The following is a 25,356-nucleotide window of genomic DNA, read 5'->3' as shown; positions in this document are numbered from 1 at the left end:
GTGAGGGAACCGTCCGAGCCCGCAGGCGGCGATCCGCTCCGCTGGGCGAACACATCTTCGGTCATGCACACTACTGAACGCGGAGGCATCGTGGCGGATGGTTGATCAAGTTCGTGGCCGGGAGCGGGTGTTGCCCGAGTATCTGGCTGATACCGCATCACCTGCGCCCGAAATCAGCGGTCCGAATGGGTCCCGAACCGGTCGGTGCCGGGATTTTCGCGGGCCGGCCCACGGGTGATCGGGCGGCGGGGGGACCGCGTGGATCGGGCGCACGGAAGGGAAGTCGGCGGAGGGTCGAGGGCGGCCCCGCGGACTGATTCCGTCGCTCGCTGTCCACCCCTCGTCAGCACAGTTCACCAATCGTTTACTTGACGATCGGTTAGATCTTGCAGGATTCTGTTCCGCGAAGGGCATGTCCATGGGTGTCGACAAGAGGGGAGGTCCCTGCATGGCCGGAAGCGGTCACCTCAGGGCCTTGACTCGACGGACATCATGGAATACCCCCGCCCGTGCCGACCTGTCCCGGGCTGCCGGCGGACGGAATGCCACACATCTCGGGGGCATTCGGCAGGCGCAGGTCGAGGACTGCGCGAAAGAGGACCGCCGCGGTTGGGAGCGCATCAAAACACGAAGCGACACGCAATCCGGCTGATCGCCGTCCAAGGGCGAGTCGGGTTGTGTCGCGTCGAAAAGCCGTGGTCAGGCGAGGACCAGACACCGGTCGGTGGATGCCGGCAATGACGCCGGTCCGGTGTGCCTGTTGATGCCCGTCCGGAGTTCCGGCTCCGGCACGTGCAATTCGACGCTCGACGCCGAGGCACGCCCGCTGCCGTGGCACAGCCATGGGAGCAGTCCGTTACGGCCGGGGCACCGGGGATGTCAAGAGGGGTCTTCCCATGCAGAAGAACGACGTTGCTGTCATCGGCATAGCGTGCCGGTTTCCCGGGGCGGAGAACTACCGCCAGTTCTGGGACAACCTGAAACACGGTCGCTCGCACATCGGCGAAGTCCCTCAAAGCCGTTGGGACTGGAGGAAATACGCTTCTCCGGACGGCGATCCCGGCGCGGGTCGGGCGCGTACGGGCATCAGCAAATGGGGCGGCTTCCTCACCGGCGTGGACGCCTTCGACGCGGCGTTCTTCCATCTCTCCCCGCTGGAGGCGGAGAGCATGGACCCGCAACAGCGAATCATGCTGGAACTCGCCTGGTCGTGTATCGAGGACGCCGCCGTCCGGCCCGACGCACTCTCCGGAACCGATGTCGGGGTCTTCCTCGGTTCCTACAATCTGGACTACAAGGAACTCCAGGAGCGGGAGCTCCGCGAGGTGGCGGCGCACCACTCCACCGGAACCGCGGGTGCGGTCATCGCCAACCGCATCTCCCACTTCTTCGACCTCCGCGGGCCGAGCGTGGCCGTCGACACGGCGTCGTCCGCCTCCCTGCACGCGCTGCACCTGGCCGTCCGGTCGCTGAACCAGGGCGAGTGCGGCGTCGCGCTCGCCGGCGGGATCAACCTCGTGCTGACCCCGGGCCGGAACGTCTCCTTCTCCAAGACCGGCATGCTCTCCCCGACCGGCTCCTGCAAGACCTTCGACGAACGGGCCGACGGCTACGTGCGCGGGGAGGGCGCGGGGCTCGTCCTGCTCAAGCCCCTGGCCGACGCCGTCCGCGACGGCGACACCGTCCACGGCGTCATCAAGGGCAGCGCCGCCAACCACAGCGGCCGCACCCGCACCCTGACCTACCCCAACGACGAGGCGCAGGCGCAGGTCATCGCGGACGCGATCCGCCGGGCGGGGATCTCCCCGGACACCATCGGCTACGTCGAGGCGCACGGGACGGGGACGCCGACCGGCGACCCGGTCGAGATCCAGGGCCTGGTGAAGGGGTTCCGGGCGGCGCGCGGCGACGGTGCGCAGGAGGGCGCGGACGGGCAGGCGGGCGAGAAGGCGGAGGCGGGCCGGAAGGCGGAGCCGGAGTCCGGCTCGAACCACTGCGGCCTGGGCTCGGTGAAGCCGAACATCGGCCACCTGGAGGCCGCCGCGGGGGTCGCGGGGTTCATCAAGGCCCTGCTGGCGCTGGAGCACCGGCAGCTGCCGGGCCTGAACAACTTCCGGAGTCTGAACCCGCGTATCGAGCTGGAAGGCACGCCGTTCCACATCGTGGAATCCCTGCGCCCCTGGAAGCCGCTGCTCTCGGAGACCGGCGAGCCCCTTCCGCGCCGCTGCGGCGTGAGCTCCTTCGGCTTCGGCGGCACCAACGCGCACATCGTGCTGGAGGAGGCGCCGCCGCGCCCCGCCGCCGCCCGGCAGCCCCGCCCCGGCTACCTGATCTGCCTCTCGGCCCGGACCACGACGGCGCTGGAGCAGCGGATCCGCGACCTGTCCGACTGGCTCGACCAGGAGTGGCCCGGCACCGACCTGACGGACCTCAGCGCCACGCTGCTCCTCGGGCGCGAGCACCTCGACCGCCGGACGGCGCTGGTCGTACGCAGCGCCGACGAACTGCGGGTGAAGCTGAAGCGCCTGCTGGAGGCCGGCCGGGCCCGGAACTGCTTCCACGACCGGGGCTCCGCCGGGCAGCCGGCCCCGGCCGGGGGAGAGCGGTCCGCAGCACCCCGTCCGGACGTCCCGGACACGTTCCACCTCGGCGCGGACCTCCCCGCCGACGAGTACACGCAACAACTCCTGGCCCTGGCCGAGGCCTTCAGCGAGGGCGCCGACCGCTCCTGGGCGGAGCTCTTCCCGGCCGTCGGGGCGCGAAGGCTCCGCCTGCCGACGTACGCGTTCGACCGGCGGTGCTTCTGGATCACCCCGGACGCCGCCGACGCCGCCGACGCCGCCGACGGCGCTCCGGCGTCGGCCCCGGCCGGGCACGCAGAGGCCGGGCACGGGGAAACCGCACACGAAGAAGCCGGGCACCAGGAAGCCGGGAACAAAGAACCAGCATCGGATGCGGCCGGGAACGCGCGCCGCGGGGAGTGGGCAGGTTTGGGCGTCGAAGAGAGTGTCGAGGCGGATCTCCGCAGCATCGCGGGCCAGGTCCTGAAGCTCGCGGCCGACGAGATCCACCCGAAGGACCGGCTGACCGACCTCGGGTTCGACTCGGTCGGCAACACGCAGCTGGCCCTGCGGCTGAGCGGGCACTTCGGGATCGACGTCACGCCCGAGCTCTTCTACACCTACTTCACGCTGGAGATGGTCCGGGACCACCTCGTCCGGGACCACCGGGACGCGGTGCGGCGTACCTACGGGGTGGCCGGGGAAGCCGCCCCCGCCGCGGCCGAGCCGGCGGCGCCCCGGGCCGAAGCCGCCCCGGCCCCCGCGCCGACCGGTACGGCCGCCGCCGACGACGCCATCGCCGTCATCGGGATGAGCGGACGCTTCCCCCAGGCCCGGACCGTCGACGAGTTCTGGAACCTCCTCGCCGAGGGCCGGGAGGCGATCGGGCGGATACCCGCCGACCGGGTGGAGAGCTGGTGCGGCCCCCTCGACGTGACCGGCGTCAGGGCCGGATGGCTGCCCGGCGCGGCCGAGTTCGACCCGCTGTTCTTCGAGATCTCCCCCAAGGAGGCCGAGACCATGGACCCGCGGCAGCGCCTGCTGCTGCAGGAGTCCTGGCGGGCACTGGAGGACGCCGGGTACGGGGCGAAGCAGCTCCGCGACAACACCATGGGCATGTTCGTCGGCGCCGAACAGGGCGACTACCAGCGCCTGACCGGTGACGAGGAGACGCTCACCTCGGGCCACGACGGCATCCTGGCCGCCCGCCTCGGCTACTTCCTGAACTTCTCGGGCCCGGTGCTCAGCATCAACACCGCCTGCTCGGCGGGCCTGGCGGCCGTGCACCAGGCCTGCCTGAGCCTGCGCAGCGGCGAGTGCGACACCGCGGTCGCGGCCGGCGTCAACCTCCTGTCGACCTCCAGGTTCTTCGAGCACGCCACCCAGGCCGGCATGCTGTCGGAGGACGGCGTCTGCTACGCCTTCGACCGGCGCGCCAACGGCCTGGTGATGGCCGAGGCCGTCGCCGTCGTCGTGCTGAAGCCGCTGTCGAAGGCGGTCGCCGACGGCGACCGGATCCACGCCGTCATCCGGGCCAGCGGCGTCAACTACGACGGCCGCACCAACGGCATCACCGCGCCGAGCCAGCCGTCGCAGGCCGCCCTGCTGAGCACCGTCTACGACCGGTTCGGCATCGACCCGGCCGGCATCGACCACGTGGTCGCGCACGGCACCGGCACCCGGCTCGGCGACCCCATCGAGGTCAACGCACTCGCCGGCGTCTTCGGCCGCCACACCGACAAGAAGCAGTACTGCGCCCTGACCTCGGTCAAGACCAACGTCGGGCACACCCTGGCGGCCTCCGGCGTGGTCAGCCTGATCGGCCTGGTGCAGGCCCTGCGGCACGAGACGCTGCCCGCCAGCCTGCACTGCGAGCAGGAGAGCGACTACATCGACTGGGCCCACAGCCCGTTCTACGTCAACCGCGAGGCGCGGCCCTGGAAGGACGAGCCGGGCCGCAAGCGGATGGGCGCGGTCAGCTCCTTCGGCATCAGCGGCACCAACGCCCATGTCGTGGTGGAGAGTCACGGCGCCGAGCCGGTCCGTTCCGGCGCCGGTGACCGGCCGTCCCAGCTGCTCGTGCTCTCCGCGAAGACCGACGAGGCACTGCGGACCAGGGCCGCGGAGCTGCTGGCCTTCCTGCAGAACGACGGGGCCGGCGAGACCGGCCTCGACCGGATCAGCGCCACCCTGCTCGGCGGCCGGCACCACTTCGCGCACCGCTGCGCACTGGTCGCCGCCACCCGGGGGGAGGCCGAGCAGCTGCTCCAGCAGTTCCTCGACGGCAAGAAGGCCCCCCAGCTGTTCCGCGGGGTGGCCGGCCGGGACTTCCAGCCGCAGGTCGCCCTCACCGAGTACGGCAACGAGCTGGTGGCGCGCGCCGCCGGCGCGGCCGCGGACCGTGGCCGGTACCAGGACGCCGTCCGCGCCCTGGCCGACCTCTACACCCAGGGCTACGAGCTCGACTGGGAGCGGCTGTTCGGCGACCGGCCGCCGCTGCGCGCCTCGCTGCCCGGCTACCCCTTCGCACGCGAGACCTACTGGGCCGAGGCCGCGGCGGCCGGGTCGCGCCGCGCCCTGCCGGCGGCCGGCCCGGGGCCCCGCCCGCGCCTGCACCCGCTGCTGGACGGCAACGAATCCACGCTCCACGCACAGCGGTTCGGCAAGCAGCTGTCGAAGGACGAGTTCTTCCTGCGGGACCACGTCGTGGACGGCAAGATCCTGCTCCCGGGCGTCGCCCACATGGAGATGGCGTACACGGCGGCCCGGCTCTCCAGCGGCTCCGAGGCCGTGACGCTCCAGGACATCATCTGGGGTCACCCGATCGTCATGGAGGACGACTCCCGGACGGTCAACATCGAGCTCAGCCCGCTCAAGCAGGACTCGCTCGAGTACCTCATCTACAGCGAGAGCGACGGCAGGCGGACCGTCTTCTCCCAGGGCCGGGCCAACTACGCCGCGGAACAGCCCTCGCGGGTGCGGGGCAGCATCGACATCCCCGGCATCCTGGGGCGCTGCACCGGCCGCCAGGAGAACGCGGAGATCTTCGCGAGCTTCCGGGAGCTGGGCTTCGGCTACGGCGAGACCTTCCAGGCCATCGAGACGCTCCACTGCGGCGAGACCGAGGCCCTGGCCCGGATCGTGCTCGGGGACGGCCTGGCGGGCGAGTTCCCCGAGTTCACCATGCACCCCTCGCTCTTCGACGCCGCGCTCAACACCCTGCGGGGCATCGGCGAGCAGGACGGCGTGCTGAGAATCCCGTTCAGCCTCGAAGAGCTCGTCGTCTTCGCCCCCATCCCGAGCGTCTCCTACTGCCACGCCACGATCCACCGGATCGCCCGCGACGGCGCGGTCAGCGTCAACCTCGCGATCTGCGACGAGAACGGCGCCGAGTGCGTGCGGGCCACCGGGCTCGTCTTCAAGGAGTTCGCGGCCAGGAAGGACGAGGAACTGCACCTCTACGTCCCGCGCTGGACGGAGGGCACCGGCGAGAGCACCGGGCAGGAGCCGGACTCCGCCGGCGCGGAGCACGTACTGCTCGTCCTCGACGACGACGAGGCGCGCCCGGCGCGGCTCGCGGACACGCACCCCGGCCGCGTCCTCCGGGTGACGGCCGGGCCGGCCTTCGCGGAGCCGTCCCCGGGCGTCTTCACCGTCGACCGCCGCAGCGGCGCCGACTTCGACCGGCTGCTGCGCACCCTCGACGAGCGCGGGCAGCTGCCGCACGCGATCGCCGACCTCTGGGCGCTGACGCCCGGCCGGTCCGGGCTCACCCTCGGGCTGGAGAGCCTGCGCCACCTCTTCCGGGCCGTGCAGCAGGTCGGCATCGAGCACGAGATCCGGTACCTGGCCGTCCTGCCCGGCGAGCAGGGACCGGCCCGTGCGGCCGCGGAGGCGCTCTCCGGGTTCGCGCGCGCAATGACGCCCGTCAACCACCTCTTCCGGATGAACAGCCTCCAGCCCGACGCGACCGCAGGCGCCTTGGCCGTCGCCGACGGCGTGCTGCGGGAACTGCGCCTGGCGGAGGGCCCCACCGCGCGCGGCGGGCACGAGATCCGGCACGCCGACGGCACCCGCTCCGAGCGGGTCCTCCAGCCGTGGAACGGCGGTGGCCGGCCCGCGGCCTCGGCGCTGCCGCTGAAGGAGGGCGGCGTCTACCTGATCAGCGGCGGCGCCGGAGCGCTCGGGCTGCACCTCGCCGGCTACCTCGCCCAGCAGTGCCGGGCCAGGCTCGTCCTGCTCGGCCGCCGGCAGCCCGACGCCGAGCGGCGCGAGAAGCTCGCCGCCCTGGAGGCGGCCGGAGCCGAGGTCCTCTACCTCGCCTGCGACGTGGCCGACCGCGACGACGTCGGCCGGGCACTCGCCACGGCACGCGAGCGCTTCGGCACGCTGGACGGCGTCTTCCACAGCGCCGGACTCGTCGGCAGCGCCGGCGTCATGGAGGCCGGGCAGGCCGAGTTCGACGCCGTCCTGGCGCCGAAGCTGCACGGCACCGTCCACCTGGACGAGCTGACGCAGCAGGACCCGCTGGACTTCTTCGTCCTCTTCTCGTCCATCGCCGCCTACGTCGGCGACTTCGGGCAGGGCAGCTACGCCGCCGCCAACCGGTTCCTCGACGCCTACGCCCACCAGCGGGAGGCGCTGCGGGCCGAGGGCCTGCGCCACGGCCGGAGCATCTCGATCAACTGGCCGTACTGGGACGAGGGCGGGATGCTCGGCGACATCGAGCAGGACGGCACCGCCAAGACCCTGTACTACGACTACTCGGGCATGCGCGGCCTCAGGACGGCCGAGGGCATCCGGGCGCTGCTGACGATCCTCGTCTCCGGCGAGACCCAGGTCGTGGTGACCAAGGGCGAGCGGGCGAAGATCGAGAAGGTGCTGCGGGTGGCCGGCGCGGACCGCGTCAAGGCCGCCCGGAAGGCCCCGGTGCCGCGGGCCGCGGTGCCCGCCGCGACGGTCCGCCCGTCGGTCGGGGCACGCGTGACCGTCTCCGCCCCCGTGGCCGCGGAGCCGGTGGTGGTTGCGGGTGGTGGTTCGGAGGAGTTGCTGGGGCGGACGGTCGAGTATCTGAAGGACCGGTTGTCGCAGGTGTTCCGGATTCCGAAGGGGCGGATCGACGCTGCTGCGGAGTTGGGTGAGTACGGGATCGAGTCGATCCAGATCATGGAGTTGATGCGGCTTCTGGGGAAGGACTTCGAGTCGATCCCGGGGACGTTGTTCTTCGAGTACCGGACGATCGACGAGTTGGCGGGGTACTTCTCGGAGAACCAGGCGGAGCGGCTGCGCGAGCTGCTGGGCCTCGGGGAGTCCGCGGCCGCGGCGCCGTCCGCACCGGTGGTCTCCGCGCAGCCGGTGCCGGCCGTGCCGGAGCCGGTGGTGGTTGCGGGTGGTGGTTCGGAGGAGTTGCTGGGGCGGACGGTCGAGTATCTGAAGGACCGGTTGTCGCAGGTGTTCCGGATTCCGAAGGGGCGGATCGACGCTGCTGCGGAGTTGGGTGAGTACGGGATCGAGTCGATCCAGATCATGGAGTTGATGCGGCTTCTGGGGAAGGACTTCGAGTCGATCCCGGGGACGTTGTTCTTCGAGTACCGGACGATCGACGAGTTGGCGGGGTACTTCTCGGAGAACCAGGCGGAGCGGCTGCGCGAGCTGCTGGGCCTCGGGGAGTCCGCCGCCGCGGCGCCGGCCGCCCCCGCTCAGCCGCTCCGGACCCAGCCGGCTCCGGCCGTCTCCGTCACCCCGGCGGCCACCGCCGCGCCGGCCGTGCAGGAGCGCCCGCAGGCTGCCGGACGGTCGCGCGACGTGGCGATCATCGGCGTCAGCGGCCGCTACCCGAAGGCCTGGGACCTCGACGAGTTCTGGAAGGTCCTGGAGCGCGGCGAGGACTGCATCGAGGAGATCCCGCCGCACCGCTGGGACAAGGACGAGCACTACGCCGCCGAGAAGACGCCCGGCAAGAGCAGCAGCAAGTGGGGCGGGTTCATCGACGGCGCCGAGAACTTCGACGCCCTGTTCTTCAACATGTCGCCGAACCAGGCCGCGCTGACCGACCCGCAGAGCCGGCTGTTCCTCCAGTCCGCCTGGGAGGCGATGGAGGACGCCGGGTACACGCGCAAGACCCTGAGCCCCGGCAAGGCGCGCAAGGTCGGCGTCTACCTCGGCATGATGTGGAACGAGTACCAGCTGCTCAGCGGCCAGGAGGTGGTCCTCTCCGACCGCGCCGCGGCCTCCAACGCCGTCTCCTACTTCTTCAACCTGCACGGGCAGAGCCTGACCGTCGACACCGCCTGCTCGTCCTCGCTCTACGCGATCGCCATGGCCGTCGAGAGCATCCGCAACGGCACCGCCTCGCTGGCGTTCGCCGGCGGGGCCAACCTCTCGCTGCACCCCAACAAGTACGTGTCGCTCAGCCAGATGAACTTCTTCGCCAAGGACGGGCGCTGCCGCTCCTTCGGTGACGGCGGCACCGGCTACGTGCCCGGCGAGGGCGTGGGCTGCGTCCTGCTCAAGCCGCTCGACCAGGCCGTCGCCGACGGCGACCACATCCACGGCGTGATCCGCGGCGTCGCCACCGTCCACGGCGGCAAGACCAACGGGATGACGGTGCCCAACCCGCTGGCCCAGGCGGAGATGGTCACGGCTGCCCTGGCCGACGCCGGCCTCTCGGCGGAGGACATCAGCTACATCGAGGGCCACGGGACGGGCACCTCGCTCGGCGACCCGATCGAGATCACCGGTCTGACCCGGGCTTTCCGCAAGCACACCGCGAAGAAGCAGTACTGCCCGATCGGGTCGGTCAAGTCGAACATCGGCCACCTGGAGGGCGCGGCCGGCGTCGTCGCCGTCACCAAGGTGCTGCTGCAGATGCGGCACGGGATGCTCGCGCCGTCCCTGCACTCCGAGAAGCTGAACCCCTACATCGACTTCGCGAACACGCCGTTCTACGTCCAGCAGGAGCTGGAGCCGTGGACCCGCCCCACGCGGACGGTCGACGGCGTGACGCGCGAGCTGCCCAGGATCGCCGGCGTCTCCTCCTTCGGTGCCCACGGCGCCATCGCCCACGTGATCATCGAGGAGTACGTCCCCGCGGAGGAGCCGCGCACCGGGCGCACCGCGCAGCCGCAGATCATCGCGCTGTCCGCCAAGGACGGCGACCGCCTGCGGGAGAAGGCCCGGGCGCTCCTGACGTGGCTGTCGGAGCAGGGCCGCGACGCCGCTCTGCCGGACATCGCGTACACGCTCCAGGTCGGCCGGGAGGCCATGGAGGAGCGGCTCGCCCTGGTGGTCGACGGCCACGACGCGCTGCGCGAGAAGCTCCGGGCCTTCCTGGACGGCGGGCAGGACGTCGAGGACGTCTTCCACGCCGGCGTGCGGCAGCACAAGGACACCGTCGCCCTCCTGGAGGCCGACGAGGAGATGCAGGAGGTGGTGGCGCGGTGGCTGGAGCGGGGCCGGGGCGAGAAGCTGGCCGAGCTCTGGGTCAAGGGCCTGGCCCTCGACTGGGACGCCCTCGCCCGAGGCGCCGAGGTGCGCCGCATCCCGCTGCCGACGTACCCGTTCGCGCAGGAGCGGCACTGGCTGGACGCGCCCAGGCCGCTGTCGCTCGGCCGGGCACCGGCCGGGCCGGTCGCGGCTGAGCCGGCCGCCGTCGTGCCGGTTGCCCTCGCGCCGGCCGTCGCGGCGTCGACCGTCGCCGCCCCGGTCCCCGTGTCCGGGGAGCGGACCAGGCCGCTCGCCTTCGTGGAGGGCTGGGAGCCGCAGGCCCTGGACGGGGCGGCGGCGCGCAAGGTCGGCGGGATCGTCTTCCTCTGCACCGGCGCGGAGCGCCAGGCCGAGATCGCCCGGGCGGTGCGGGAGCTCGACCCCGCCCTGCCGGTCGCCTTCGTCGGCCTCGGCGACGCCTGCCGCAAGGTCTCGCCGGACTCCTACGACGTCCGGCGCGGTGAGCCCCAGGACTACCGGGAGGCGTTCCGCGACCTCGCGGCGAACCGGCCCGGCATCGACGCGGTCGTCGACCTCCGGGCGCTGGAGCCCGGTTCGGACCTCGAGGACTTCAGCGACGTCGTCCTGACCCTCCAGGCCGTGGCCGCGGCCAAGCACCCCGCGCGGCGCCTCGTGCTCGCGGGGGAGTACCGCGACGGCGTCGAGCGCGCCCTGCTGGAGGCGAACCTCGGCTTCGAGCGCTCGCTGGGCCTCGTGATGCCGCAGCTGTCCGTCGTGGCCGTGCTCCAGGACGCCGCCGACCCGCAGCGGCCCGCCACCGCGGCCGCGTGGACGGAGCGGCTGCTCGCCGAACTGCGCACGGAGAAGGCCGTCAGCGCGCTCTACCGCGCGGGCGGACGCTTCGTCAGCCGGGTCCGGCCCGTCGCCCTCGCCGAGCGCCCCGGCGCCCTGCGGCGCGGCGGCACCTACCTGGTCACGGGCGGGGCCGGCGGCCTCGGCATGATCGTGGCCCGCCACCTCGCCGAGAACTACGCGGCGAACCTCGTGCTGACCGGCCGTTCCGCACTGGACGCGGCGCGGCAGGAGAAGCTCGACGGCCTGACCGCGGCCGGGGCCCGGGCCGTGTACGTGCAGGCGGACGTGGCCGACGCGCAGGACATGAAGCGCGTCGTGGCGCAGGCCCGCGAGCGCTTCGGAGCGCTGAACGGGGTAGTCCACGCGGCCGGCGTCCAGGGCGAGGGCAGCGTCCTCCAGAAGGACCTGAGCGCCTTCGAGGGGATCCTGGAGCCCAAGATCCGCGGCACGCTGGCGCTGGACGAGGCGCTGGCGGGCGAGGACGTCGACTTCGTCTGCTACTTCTCCTCGACCTCGGCCGTCATCGGTGACTTCGGCACCTGCGACTACGCGGTCGGCAACCGCTTCCAGATGGCCTACGCCGCCCACCGCGACGCGCGGGTGAGGGCCGGGCAGCTCTCCGGCCGCACGGTGGTCGTCAACTGGCCGCTGTGGCGCGAGGGAGGGATGGGCTTCGACCAGGACACCACCACGATGCTGCTGCGGTCGAGCGGCCAGGACTTCCTGGAGACGCGGGACGGCATCGCGCTGTTCGAGCAGCTGCTGGCCCAGGACGCCTCCCAGCACATGATCCTGGTGGGCCGGCCGAGCCGGGTGGTCCGCTTCCTCGGCCTGACCCAGCCGCAGCCGCAGCCGGCCGCCGTCCCGGCCCGGCCGGCCGTCCCCGCCGCGCCGGCGGTGAGCCCCGAGGAGGGCCTGGACCGGGACCTCAGGGAGATCATCAGCGGGGCCGTCAACATCGCCCTCGACAAGATCTACGAGGACGACAACCTCTCCGACTACGGCTTCGACTCGGTCAGCCTGGCCGAGCTGGCGGCCCGGCTCGGCGCGCACTACGGCGTCGAGGTCTCGCCCTCGCTCTTCTACAGCCACTCCACGCTGCGCAAGCTCAGGGGCTGGTACGCGGCCGAGCACAAGGACGTCCTCGCCGCGTTCTACGGCGGCGGCGCGGACGACGCCGCGCCCGTCGTCGAGGTGGCCGAGCCCGACTGGTTCCGGGAGGCGCTGAACCAGGCCGCACCCGAGCCCGCCCCGGCCCGGCCCGCCGCCGGCGCCCCCGGCGGGGCGGCCGAGGCCATCGCCCCCGTCGAGGCCGCCACGGCCGGGCAGCGGACGGCCGGCACCCTGCCGGAGCCCGCCGCCCGGGCACCGTTCGGGCGGGGCGGGGACGACGACGCCATCGCCGTCATCGGCATGAGCGGCCGGTTCCCCGGCGCCGACGACGTCGACCGGCTCTGGTCCGTCCTCGCCGAGGGCCGCGACACCGTGACCCCGGTCGGCCGCGAGCGCCTCGCCCTCTGGGGCGAGCCCGAGGACAGCCCGTTCGGCGCCTTCCGGGTCGGCCAGCTGTCCGGGCCGGACGAGTTCGACCCTCTCTTCTTCGAGCTCTCCCCCAAGGAGGCGCAGAGCCTCGACCCGCGCCAGCGGCTGCTCCTCCAGGAGTCGTGGCGGGCGCTGGAGGACGCGGGCTGGAAGCCGGCGGCCACCCGCAGGGTCGGCATGTTCGTGGGCGTCGAGCAGGGCGACTACGGCGACCTCGCCCGCGGCAGCGGCAGCATCACCGCCAACCACGACGGTATCCTCGCCGCACGGCTCTCCTACTTCCTGGACCTCAACGGCCCGGTGATGGCCCTCAACACGGCCTGCTCCTCCGGGCTCGTGGCGGCTCACCAGGCATGTGCGAGCATCCGCAACGGCGAGTGCGAGACCGCCATCGCCGCCGGGGTCAGCCTGATCACGACCCCGCAGCTGCTGACCGGCACCCAGCAGGCCGGAATGCTCTCCGAGGACGGCGTCTGCCACGCCTTCGACAAGCGTGCCAACGGCATGGTGCTCAGCGAGGCCGTCGCCGTCGTCGTCCTGAAGAAGCTCTCCGCGGCCGTCGCCGACGGGGACCGGATCCACGCCGTCATCCGCGCCAGCGGAATCAACTACGACGGCCGGTCGAACGGCATCACCGCGCCCAACGGGGACGCCCAGACCGAACTGCTGCGCTCCACCTACCGGCAGTACGGGGTCGACCCGGCGGACATCGAGTACGTGGTCGCGCACGGGACGGGCACCCGGCTCGGGGACCCGGTCGAGATCAACGCGCTCAACGACGCCTTCAAGGGGTTCACCGACAAGCAGCAGTACTGCGCCCTGACCTCGGTCAAGTCGAACGTCGGGCACACGCTCGCGGCCTCCGGCCTCGTCAGCCTCATCGGGCTCGTCCAGGCCATGCGCCACGAGACGATCCCGGCGAGCCTGCACTGCGAGCAGGAGAGCGAGTACATCGCCTGGAAGGACAGCCCGTTCTTCGTCAACAAGGCGAACCGGGCCTGGCCCGAGCGCCCCGGGCGCAGGCGCCTCGCGGCCGTCAGCTCGTTCGGGATGAGCGGGACCAACGCGCACATGGTTGTGGAGAGTTATCCGGTGCAGAACGACGACGAGGCCGCGACGATGCCCGCCCACCTCCTGGCCCTGTCGGCCAAGTCCGAGGAGTCGCTGCGGCAGCGGGTCGCCGACCTGATCGGCTTCCTGGAGGACGCCACCCGCCCGCAGGGCCTGCGCGAGGTCGGCGCGACCCTGCTCGACGGCCGGCCGCACTTCCGGCACCGCTGCGCCGTGGTGGCCCGCGACGCCGCCGAGGCCGTGCGCCTGCTGCGGCAGTGGAGCCGGGACGGACAGGCGCCGGGCGTCTTCACCGCACGGGTGCCCAAGGGCTTCGCGCCGAAGGAGGAGGTGCGCGAGGCCGGCAACCGGCTGCTGGAGCAGGCGGCCCTGCTGCACCACGACGCCGCGCTCCACACCGACGCGCTGCGCGCCGCCGCCAAGGCCTACTGCCAGGGGAACGACCTCGAATGGCTGCGGCTGTTCGGCGGCCGCCGCCCGGCCCCGGTCTCGCTGCCGGGCTACCCCTTCGCCCGGAAGCAGCTGTGGCAGGACGTCGCGCCGCAGGCGCCGGGCGCGCCCGGCCACCCGCTGCTGCGCGCCGCCGAGCCCGGCCGGCCGGCCGGCACGACCCTCACCGGCCGGGAGTTCTTCCTGCGCGACCACGTGGTGGCCGGGGAGAAGGTCCTTCCCGGTGTGGCCCACCTGGAGCTGGCCCGGGCCGCCCACGCCGCCGACCGGGCGGACGGGGGCGGGCGGACCGGCGGCGTCTCGATCCGGGACGTCGTCTGGATGCGGCCGGTCACGGTCGGTGACACCCCGTCGGACGTGCGGGTCGAGCTCGAACCGGACGCCACGGGCATGCGCTACCGGATCCTCGCCCCGGTCACCGGCGCGCAGCCGGCCGTGCACAGCAAGGGCCGCATCGTCGTCGCCGACACCCCGCGCCCGGCCCCGCTGGACCTGGCCCGGCTGCGGGCCGAGTGCGGATCCTTCGAGATCGCCGCCGCCGAGGCCTACGCCTCGTACCGGCGCAGGGGGATCGCCTACGGGCCGGCCTTCCAGGGCCTGGTGCGGATCCTCGTCGGTGAGGGGCAGGCGCTCGCCGAGCTGGCGCTGCCGCAGGAGGCGGAGCACGGCCTCGACCGCCTCGTGCTGCACCCCAGCCTGCTCGACGCCGCGCTGCAGGCCTCGGTCGGACTGCTGGACGCCACCGACGGCGCCCACCTGCCGTACGCGCTGGAGGAGTTGGAGATCCTCGGGCCCTGCGCGCCGACCATGTGGGCCTGGCTGCGGCGCAGCGGCCGGGCGGCCGCGCAGGGCGTTGGGGCGCAGGGCCGGGCCGCGCAGGGCGGCGACAAGCTCGACATCGACCTGTGCGACGCGCAGGGCAACGTGAGCGTGCGGATCAGGGCGTTCAGCACCCGTCCCGTCAGGCGCGACACCCAGGCGGTGCCCGCCGAGGCCCCGGCCGCGGGGCGGCTGACGCTGCTCAAGCCGGGCTGGGAGCAGGCCGAGCCGCCGTTCCCGCCGGCCGCGCAGCGCGGCCCCGGCGGCCGGATCCTGCTCGTCGGCGACCAGCCGGACGCGCTGGGCTCGGTCCTCACCGGGCACGAGGGCGTCGAGGTCCTGCTGCTGCGGGCCGGCGACACCGTCGAGGGCCTGCGGGCCCGCCTGGCACGCGGCGGCGCCGCCTACGACCAGGTGGTCTGGGTGGCCGGCGGCGGCACGCCGGTGGGGCCGGAGAGCGACGCCCTGGTCGAGCGGCAGGAGGAGGGCGCGTACGCCGGCTTCCGGCTCGCCAAGGCGCTGCTGGCGCTCGGTTACGAGAAGCGGGCCCTGGAGTGGACCGCCGTGACCGTCCGCAGTCAGTTCGTCGACGACGCCGACGAGGTCGACCCGACCCACGCCGGCGTCCACGGCCTGCTGGGCTCGCTGGCGAAGGAGAACCCGCGGTGGCGGGTGCGCCTCGCCGACGTCGAGGAGCTGCGCGAGTCCGTCCTGCGCGAGGCGCTCGACCTCCCGGCCGAACCGGTGGCCGCCACCTGGGCGCACCGCGGCGGGCAGTGGTACCGCCAGGCCCTGGTGCCCGTGCCGGCCGACGAGGCGGCCCGGGAGGACGCCACGGCGTACAAGCACGGCGGCGTCTACGTGGTCATCGGCGGCGCCGGCGGCCTCGGGGCGGCCTGGACCGAGCACGTGGTGCGCGACTACCGGGCGCAGGTGGTCTGGATCGGCCGCCGCCCCGAGGACGAGGCGATCCGGGCCCGGATCGCCGAGCTGGGCCGGCTCGGCCCCGCGCCCTGGTACCTCCAGGCCGACGCCACCGACCGGGACTCCCTCGCGGCCGCCGTCGCCCGGGTCAAGGCGCGCTTCCCGCAGATCAACGGCGTGGTCCACTCCGCCATCGCCCTGCTCGACCAGAGCGTGGCGCGGATGACCGAGGACCGGTTCCGGGCCGCCGTGCAGGCCAAGGTGGACGTCAGCGTCCGGATGGCCCAGGTGTTCGCCGGAGAGCCGCTGGACTTCGTGCTGTTCTTCTCCTCGCTCAACTCCTTCCAGCGCTCCGCCGGGCAGAGCAACTACGTCTGCGGCTGCGTCTTCAAGGACGCCTTCGCCCGGCTCCTCCAGCAGACCTGGCCCGCCACCGTGAAGGTGATGAACTGGGGCTACTGGGGCAGCGTCGGCGTCGTCGCCGCCGACGCCTACCAGCGGCGGATGGAGCTCGACGGCATCGGCTCCATCGAGCCGGCCGAGGGCATGGCGGCCCTGGACGTGCTGCTCTCGGGCCCGTTCGACCAGCTCGCCGTCGAGAAGACCACGACCCCGAAGCGGGGCGGGCACCGTGCGGCCGGTGCCGCCGGCGCGGTGCGGACCGCGGACGAGCGCCGGCTGCAGCGCGTCCTCGCCGACTCCGGCAGCGCCCGGGGCTTCGACGACGAGCTGCTCTGCGAGCTCCTCTTCACGCAGCTGCGGGCCCTGGGGCTGAAGGCGGCGGGCGGCAGCGTCGCCGAGCTCCGGTCCGCCCTGAAGCCGGGCGGCGGCTACGACCGCTGGCTCGACGAGAGCCTGCGCATCCTGGCCGGCCACGGCTACCTGGCGTACGACGGGCACGGCGCCGGGCACTACACGCCGACCGCCAAGGCACCGGCCGACGGTGACGCCGTGTGGCGGCGCTGGGAGGCGCTGTGCCGGGAGAGCAACGGCGCCAGCGCCTACGTCAACCTGCTGGACCCGGCGCTGCGCGCGTTCCCGGAGGTCCTCACCGGCCGCCGGCCCGCGACCGACGTCATCTTCCCCGCCTCGTCCATGGCGCTGGTCGAGGGCGTCTACCGGCACTGCGACAGCGCCGACGCCCTGAACGAGATCATGGCGGACGAGGTGGCGGCCCGGGTCGCGGCCCTGCTCGACCGGGACCCGGCCCGCAAGGTGCGGATCTTCGAGATCGGCTCCGGCACCGGCGGCACCAGCGAGAAGGTGCTGCGCCGGCTCGCCCCGTACCGCGACGGCGTCGCCGAGTACCGCTACACCGACCTCTCCCGGTACTTCCTGCTCAAGGGGCAGAAGGAGTTCGGCGCCGAGCACCCGTACGTGCGGTTCGACCTGTTCGACGTGGAGCGCGAGCCCGCGGCGCAGGGCGTGACCGAGGGCGGTTACGACATCGTCCTCGCCACCAACGTCCTGCACGCCACCCGCGACGTGCGGGCGGCCGTCCGGCACGTCAGGGCGCTGCTGGGCGCCGACGGCGAGCTCGTGCTCAACGAGATGGCCGCGCGCACGCTGTTCCTGCACCTGACCTTCGGTCTGCTCGACGGCTGGTGGCTCTACCAGGACGCCGAGCTGCGGATCGAGGGCTGCCCCGGCCTGGCGCCCGCGACCTGGCGGACGGTGCTGGAGGAGGAGGGGTTCGGCCCCGTCGCCTTCCCGGCCGCCGCGGTGCACGACGCCGGGCACCAGATCGTCGTGGCCCGGGCCGGTGCCGTCGCGGCCGCGCAGGCCGGGGCCGCCTTCGTGGCCGGGTCTGACGACCTGGCCGTGGCCGCCGCGGTGACCGCCGCCGTGCCGGTCGCGGTGACCGCCGCCGTGCCGGGCGAGGTGCGGGCGCAGGTGCAGCGCACGATCGTCGACCGGATCCAGACCTCCCTCGGGCTGGCCGCGAGCGAGATCCACGAGGAGGACGCGTTCGCCGACTACGGCGTGGACTCCATCCTCGGGGTGCAGCTGATCCAGGACCTCAACGAGGTGCTGGGCGGCGTGCTGGTGACCACCGACCTCTTCGACCACGGCTCGGTGCGCCGGCTGGCGGCTTACGTCGCCGACGCCTTCCCGGAGCAGGCACGGGCGCTGGTGGCCCCGGCCGTCGCCACGGCCGAAGCTCCGGCGGTGGTTCCGGCCGTGATCCCGGCCGTTCCGGCCGGGGCCCGGGAGGCCGGTGCCTTCGACGCCGCGGCTGCCGAGGCACGCGTCCGGGAGGTGATCGTCACGCAGATCGAGCACTCCCTCGGCCTGGACCGCCGGGAGATCTCCGAGGAGGACGCGTTCGCCGACTACGGCGTCGACTCCATCCTCGGGGTCGGGCTGACGCAGGATCTGAACACCGCCCTCGGCATCACGCTGGCGGCCACCGACCTGTTCGACCACAGCTCGGTGCGGGCGCTGGCGCGCTACGTGGTGGAGTATCACCGCGACGAGCCGGCCGCCGCCTTCGTCGGGGAGCCCGCGCCGGTCGCCGCGACCGTCGCCGCCGTCGTGCCCGCCGCCGTCGCCCCGGCTCCGGTCGTCGCCACCGCCGTCCTTCCCGCGCCGGTGCCCTCGGCCACAGTCGCCCCCGTCACCGCCGCCCCCGCGCCGGAAGCCCCCGTGGCCGGCGCCCCCGCCGCTGCGGCGGACCCGTCCACCGAGCCGATCGCGATCATCGGCCTGAGCGGCAGGTTCGGTACCGCCAAGGACGTCCACCAGCTCTGGCAGCACCTCGCCGAGGGCCGCAGTCTGGTCGGCGAGATCGACCGCTGGGACCTCTCGACCTGCGTGTCCCCCGGCGCCGGCCACCCCCGGTACGCCTCGCTCATGGACGACATCGACCTCTTCGACCCGATGTTCTTCCAGATATCCGGCCTCGAGGCCACCTACATGGACCCGCAGCAGCGCCTCACGCTGGAGGAGTCCTGGAAGGCGCTGGAGGACGCCGGCTACGCCGGTGAGGCGGTCCGCGGCCGGGCCTGCGGGGTCTACATCGGCACCCAGGTCAGCGACTACCTGACCGCGCCCGCCGAGGACGCCCCGGCCCAGGCCATGTGGGGCAACGCCGAGGCGATCATCCCGGCGCGGATCTCCTACTACCTCGACCTCCAGGGCCCCGCCATCGCCGTCGACACGGCGTGCTCCGGCTCGCTGGTCGCCATCCACCTCGCGTGCCAGGCGCTGCGCGCCGGTGAGGTGGAGCTGGCGCTGGCCGGCGGGGTCTCGGTGCAGTGCGCACCCGACTACTACCTGGCGGCCCACAAGGCCGGCATGCTCTCCGACACCGGGCAGTGCCACACCTTCGACGAGCGGGCGGACGGCTTCGTCCCGGGCGAGGGCGTCGGCATGGTCGTCCTCAAGCGCCTGCGGGACGCCCTCGCCGACGGCGACCACATCCACGGGGTGGTGCGCGCCTCCGGCCTGAACCAGGACGGTACCTCCAACGGGATCACCGCGCCCAGCGCCAGGTCGCAGGAGCGGCTGGAGCGTACGGTCTACGACACCTTCGGGATCGACCCGGCCGGCATCCAGCTGGTCGAGGCCCACGGCACCGGCACCAAGCTCGGCGACCCGATCGAGTTCCAGGCGCTGAGCCGGGCGTTCCGCCACTACACCGAGAAGCAGGAGTACTGCGCGATCGGCTCGGTGAAGACCAACATCGGGCACGCGGCACCGGCCAGCGGCGTCGCCGGCCTCGCCAAGATCCTGCTCGCCATGCACCACCGCGAGCTGCCGCGCTCCCTCCACTTCGAGCAGGGCAACGCCCACATCGCCTTCCGGGGCAGCCCGTTCTACGTGAACACCGTCCACCGCGACTGGACGGCCGAGCCGGGCCGCCCGCGGCTGGCCGCGCTCAGCTCGTTCGGCTTCAGCGGCACCAACGCGCACCTGGTGATCGAGGAGGCCCCCGAGCGGCCGCGCACCGCGTCGGCCGCCGCGGGCCAGCTGGTGGTGCTCTCCGCGCTCTCGCGTGACCAACTGCGCACCCAGGCAGCGCAGTTGCTGGACCACCTGGACGGCAACCCGGGCGTCGGGCTGGGTGACATCGCCCTGACCCTGCTCCTGGGCCGGCGGCACTGCCCGGTCCGCCTGGCCTGCGTCGCCAGGGACACCGCCGACCTGGTGGCGCGGCTGCGCGAGTGGCTCGCGGACGGCCGCGAGGAGCACGTGCGCGTCGCCGACCTCGCGGACCACGCGCCGCGCCCGCAGACCTCCCTGGAGCAGTTCGGCAACAGCTGCATCCGCCAGTGCGCCGAGGGCGCGGCCGGGACGGCCCGGACGGAGCAGCTGGAGGCCGTGCGCGACCTGTACCTCCAGGGCTACGAGCTGGAGTACGCGCGGCTCTTCGCCACCGGCGCGCACCTGCGCGTCCCGCTGCCGACCTACCCCTTCCTGCGGCAGCGCTACTGGCTGCCCGAGGAGGCCCGGGCGCAGCGTCCGGCCCTGCCCGCCGCCCCTGTTGTCGCCGCCCCCGCAGCGGCCCTGCCCGCCGCCCGCACGGCCGGCCCGGAGGACGCCGACCACCTGTCGCTGGCGCCGCTCTGGGTCCGCGAGCCCGCCCCCGAGGCGGCCGCCGGCCCGGGCACCGTCCCGGCCCTGGACGGCAACGTCGTGGTCGTCGGGGGAGATGCCGCGGAGCACGCCGCCATCGCCGCCCTCTGTGCCACGCCGCACTTCCTCACCACCGGCGACACGCAGAGCATCGAGGCGCTCACCGCGGCGCTGCGGCGCGTCGGCACCGTCCGGCACCTCGTCTGGATCTCGCCGGCCGACGACAGCGCCGAGGCCACCGCGCTGCTGCGGCGCACCGATGCCGGCGTGGTGACGTTCTTCCGCCTGACCAAGGCCCTGTTCGCACTGGGCTACGGCAGCGAGGAGCTGAGCTGGACGGTGGTGACCCGGCAGACGCAGTCCGTGCTGCAGGGCGAGACGGTCCACCCCGCCGACGCGGCCGTGCTCGGCCTGGCCGGCGTGATGGCCAGGGAGCTGCCCGACTGGGGTGTGAAGTCCTTCGACCTCGGCGCGACCGAGCCGGCCCCCATGGCCGCCCTGCTCGGCGCTCCCGCGCGGACGGTGCGGGCGCTGCGGGGCGGGCAGTGGTTCCGCCGCAGCCTGGCCCGGGTGGAGCTCCCCGCGCCGGCCCGGACACCGTACAAGGAGGGCGGCGTCTACGTCGTTCTCGGCGGGGCCGGCGGGATCGGCGAACTCTGGAGCGAGGACGTCATCCGGCGCTTCGGCGCCCAGGTGGTCTGGATCGGCCGCCGGGAGAAGGACGACGCCATCCAGCAGAAGATCGACCGGCTGGCGGCCCTGGGCCGCGCGCCCTGGTACGTCCCGGCGGACGCGGCCGACGCGGAGTCGCTGCGGGCCGCGTACGCGAAGGTCAGGGAACGGTTCGGCACCGTCCACGGAGTGGTCCAGTCGGTCTTCGGCCTGGTGGACCAGAGCCTGCCCAACACCAGCGAGGAGCAGTTCCGCCGGGGCCTGAGCGCCAAGGTCGACGCCAGCGTGCGGATGGCGGAGGTGTTCGACGCCGAGGGCCTCGACTTCCTGCTGTACTTCTCCTCGATCGCGTCGATCAACCAGACCATGGGCTACTGCAGTTACGTGGCCGGCAACGCCTTCGAGGACGCCCTCGCCGACCGCCTGTCGGCCAGGCGCGGCTACGCCGTCAAGGTCGTCAACTGGGGCTACTGGGGCGCCGTCGGGAGCGGGCTCGACGTCCCCCAGCACGTCCGGGAGCGGATCTACCAGCAGGAGGGCCTGGGCGACATCGACCCGGAGCTCGCCATGGACGCGGTCGAGCGGCTGCTGGCCGCCCCGCTCGGCCAGCTGGTCTACGTCAACACCCGCAAGCCGGAGCGGTTCGAGGCCTACGCGGACCACGAGTCCGTCCGGGTGCTGAGCCCGGTGGCCGCCCAGGCCGGCCCGATCACTCCCGAACTCCCCTCGCGCCAGGGCGCGTTGCGGACGGTGGAGACGCAGGCGAAGGACAAGCTCCGGGAACTGGACGCGCTGCTGGCCAAGCTGCTCTGGTGCGAGCTGCACGGCCGTGGCTGGTTCGCCGGCGGAGCCTTCGACGCGGCCGCCCTCCAGCGGGCCAACGGGATCACCGGCAAGTACGACCGCTGGCTCCAGGAGACCCTCGAACTCTTCGTGCGGCAGGGCTGGCTCGTGGAGACCGGTGCCGGCTACCGCGCCGGCGCCGTGAGCCCGCTCGACCCGGCCGCCACCGCGGCCGAGTGGGAGCGCAACAAGCGGGCGTGGCTCGCCGACCCGGAGCTGCGCGCCTCGGTGGACCTGGTGGACAAGACCCTCCGGGCGCTGACCGCCATCCTCACCGGGGAGACCTCCGCGGTCGACGTCATCTTCCCCGGATCCTCCCTGGACCTCGTCGAGGGCATCTACAAGCGGAACATGATCGCCGACTACTTCAACGACGTCGTCGGCGACTGCACCGTCGCCCTGGTCGAGCGCCGGCTGGCGGAGGACCCGGGCGCGAAGTTCCGCATCCTGGAGGTCGGCGCCGGCACCGGCGGCACCACCGCCACGATCATGCGCCGGCTGCGCCCGTACGCGGAGCACATCGGGGAGTACTGCTACACCGACCTCTCCCGGGCCTTCCTCATCCACGGCAGGCAGCAGTGGGGAGCGGAGAACCCGTTCCTGCGCTGCGAGCTCTACGACGCCGCCCGCCCGGTGGCGGAGCAGGGGTTCGAGGAGGGCGGGTACGACCTCGTCATCGCGACCAACGTGCTCCACGCGACCAAGGACATCCGTGTGTCGCTGCGCAACAGCAAGGCCCTGCTGCGGCCCGGCGGCGCCGTCGTCGTGAACGAGATCGACGGCTACACCGTGTTCGGCATGCTGACCTTCGCGCTCCTGGACGGCTGGTGGCTGTACGACGACCCGGAGCTGCGGGACGCCGGAGGCCCGGGGCTGGAGCCCCGGATGTGGCAGTCCGTCCTGGAGTGGGAGGGCTTCGCGGCCGTCGAGTTCCCGGCGCGGGACGCGCACCCGCTCGGCCAGCAGGTCGTCGTCGCCTTCAGCGACGGCGTGATCCGCCAGGCCGACGGCGGCCGGCCGCCGGTGGTGGCACCCGCCGACGTGGCACCCGCCGTGGCGCAGCCTGCGCCCCAGCCGGTTGCGTCCCGGCCCGTCGCGGCGCAGCCCGCGCAGGCCGACCCGGCGGCGTTCAAGGGCGCGATGCGGACCTACCTCACGGAGCTGGTCGCGCGCACCCTGCTCATCCCGGCGGAGTCCATCGACGCCCGGGAGGCGCTGTCCGCCTACGGCATCGACTCCATCCTCATCCTCCAGCTCCTCAACAACCTCAAGAAGGACCTGGGGGAGGTCAGCAGCACGCTCTTCTTCGAGTACCGCACGATCGAGGCGCTCACCGAGCACTTCGCCGGCCGTCAGGACGAGGCCCTGGAGCGGGCGGTCGGCCTCGCGCCCGCCCCCATGCCGGCGGCCCCGGCCGTGGCGACCGTCGAACCTGCGCAGGAGGCCCCGGCCGCCCCGGTGGTGCAGGCGGTCCGGACGGCACCGGTGGTGGCGGCCGAGCCGTCGCGCCCCGTACCCGCCGCCACGCCCGCCCGCACCGGTGACATCGCCATCGTCGGGATGAGCGCGCGGTTCCCGCAGGCCGAGACGCTGGACGCGTACTGGGAGAACCTGCGGTCCGGCCGGAACTCCGTCACCGAGATCCCCGCCGACCGGTGGCCCCTCGACGGGTTCTACGAGCCCGACAAGGAGAGGGCCGCCGCGGAGGGCAAGAGCTACAGCAAGTGGGGCGGCTTCCTCGACGGATTCGCCGACTTCGACCCGCTGTTCTTCGAGATGACGCCCAACGAGGCCCTGGAGATCGACCCGCAGGAGCGGCTCTTCCTCCAGGAGACCTGGAAGGCCTTCGAGGACGCGGGCTACACGCGGGCACGCATCGAGGAGGAGTTCGACGGCCGGGTCGGTGTCTTCGTGGGCATCACGCGCGCCGGGCACAACCTCTACGGGCCCGAGCGGTGGCGCCGCGGCGACACGGCCTACCCGTACACCTCCTTCGGGTCGGCGGCCAACCGCGTCTCGTTCAAGCTGAACCTGAACGGCCCGAGCATGCCCGTGGACACCCTCTGCTCGTCCTCGCTGACGGCACTTCACGAGGCGTGCGAGCACCTGCTCCGCGGCGACTGCGAGCTGGCCGTGACCGGCGGCGTGAACCTCTACCTGCACCCGTCCAGCTACCTCAACCTGTGCAACCTCCAGATGCTCTCGGACGAGGAGAAGTGCCGCAGCTTCGGGCTCGGCGGCAACGGCTTCGTCCCCGGCGAGGGCGTCGGCGCGATCGTGCTCAAGCGGCTGGAGGACGCCGAGCGGGACGGTGACCACATCCACGCCGTCATCCGCGGCACCGGCATCAACCACGGCGGGACGACCAACGGCTACACCGTGCCGAACCCGGTGGCGCAGGGCAAGGTCGTGCGCCAGGCGCTCGACCGGGCCGGCGTCGACGCGCGCACCATCAGCTACGTCGAGGCCCACGGCACCGGGACTGCGCTCGGCGACCCGATCGAGATCAACGGCCTGACCAGGGCGTTCTCCGGCGACACCCGGGACGTCCGGTACTGCGCGATCGGCTCGGCCAAGAGCAACATCGGCCACGCCGAGGCCGCGGCGGGCATCGCGGGCGTGCTCAAGGTCGTGCTCCAGCTGCAGCACGGCGAGCTGGCCCCCAGCCTGCACGCCGAGGAGCTGAACCCGCACATCGACTTCGATTCCACGCCCTTCGTGGTCCAGCGGGACCAGGCGGAGTGGAAGCGCCCGGTCCTCACCGTGGACGGCGTCACCGCCGAGGTGCCGCGCCGCGCCGGTGTCTCCTCCTTCGGGGCGGGTGGCGCCAACGCCCATGTGGTGATCGAGGAGTACGTCCCGAAGGCGCCGGCCGCCGCGGGCGCTCCGGCCGACGGGCCCGCCGTCGTCGTCCTCTCCGCCAAGGACGAGGACCGGCTGCGGGAGCAGGCCGCCGCCCTGCTGCGCTGGCTGCCGACCGGGGAGCGGCGCGGGGTGTCCGTCACCGACGTCGCCCACACGCTGCAACGCGGCCGCGAGGCCATGCCCGAGCGGCTGGGGACGGTCGTCGGCTCGCTCGGCGAGCTGCGGGAGCGGCTCCAGGGCTTCCTCGACCACCCGGAGCGGACCGAGGGGCTGCACCGCGGCCGGGTGAAGCGCCACGACCGCGCGCTCTCCGCGCTCACCGCCGACGAGGACATGGGCGCGATCCTCGAAGTCTGGATCGCCAAGGGGAAGTTCGCGAAGGTGCTCGACCTCTGGGTGAACGGCTTCGAGCTCGACTGGCGCAGCCTCCACCCGGGGCGCACGGCCCGGGTCGTCCCGCTTCCCACCTACCCCTTCGCCCGCGAGCGGTACTGGATCGGGGAGAAGCCGATCGACGGTGCCGGGACGGGCGATCCCGGGACGGACGCCGCCGGGACGGGCGGTCCCGAGGGTGCGACCGGCGCGGCCGAGGCCGGCCTGCCTGGGGCGCTGCTCGACGACGTCCTCGACAGCTACCTGAATGACTCCCTCGGCATGGAAGCCGCCGCAGAGCACATCCGCCGGTCGTTCGACGACGCCGGCCGCACCACGGACAACGGGGGTCGCTGAC

At 73.2% G+C, this 25,356-nt stretch carries 1 protein-coding gene; it reads left to right on the top strand.

The annotated features are described in order from the left end of the window. The first annotated feature begins 842 nt into the window (after positions 1-842). Positions 843-25,355 carry an SDR family NAD(P)-dependent oxidoreductase gene (locus OG286_RS06395; RefSeq protein ID WP_405364863.1) on the top strand — a complete coding sequence of 8,171 codons (24,513 nt, stop codon included), beginning with the start codon at positions 843-845 and terminating at the stop codon, positions 25,353-25,355. Position 25,356: the final 1 nt, after the last annotated feature.

The organism is Kitasatospora sp. NBC_00039 (assembly GCF_045160625.1).
In the GTDB taxonomy this organism is placed as follows: Bacteria; Actinomycetota; Actinomycetes; order Streptomycetales; family Streptomycetaceae; genus Kitasatospora.
This window is presented reverse-complemented; position numbering and strand designations above follow the sequence as displayed.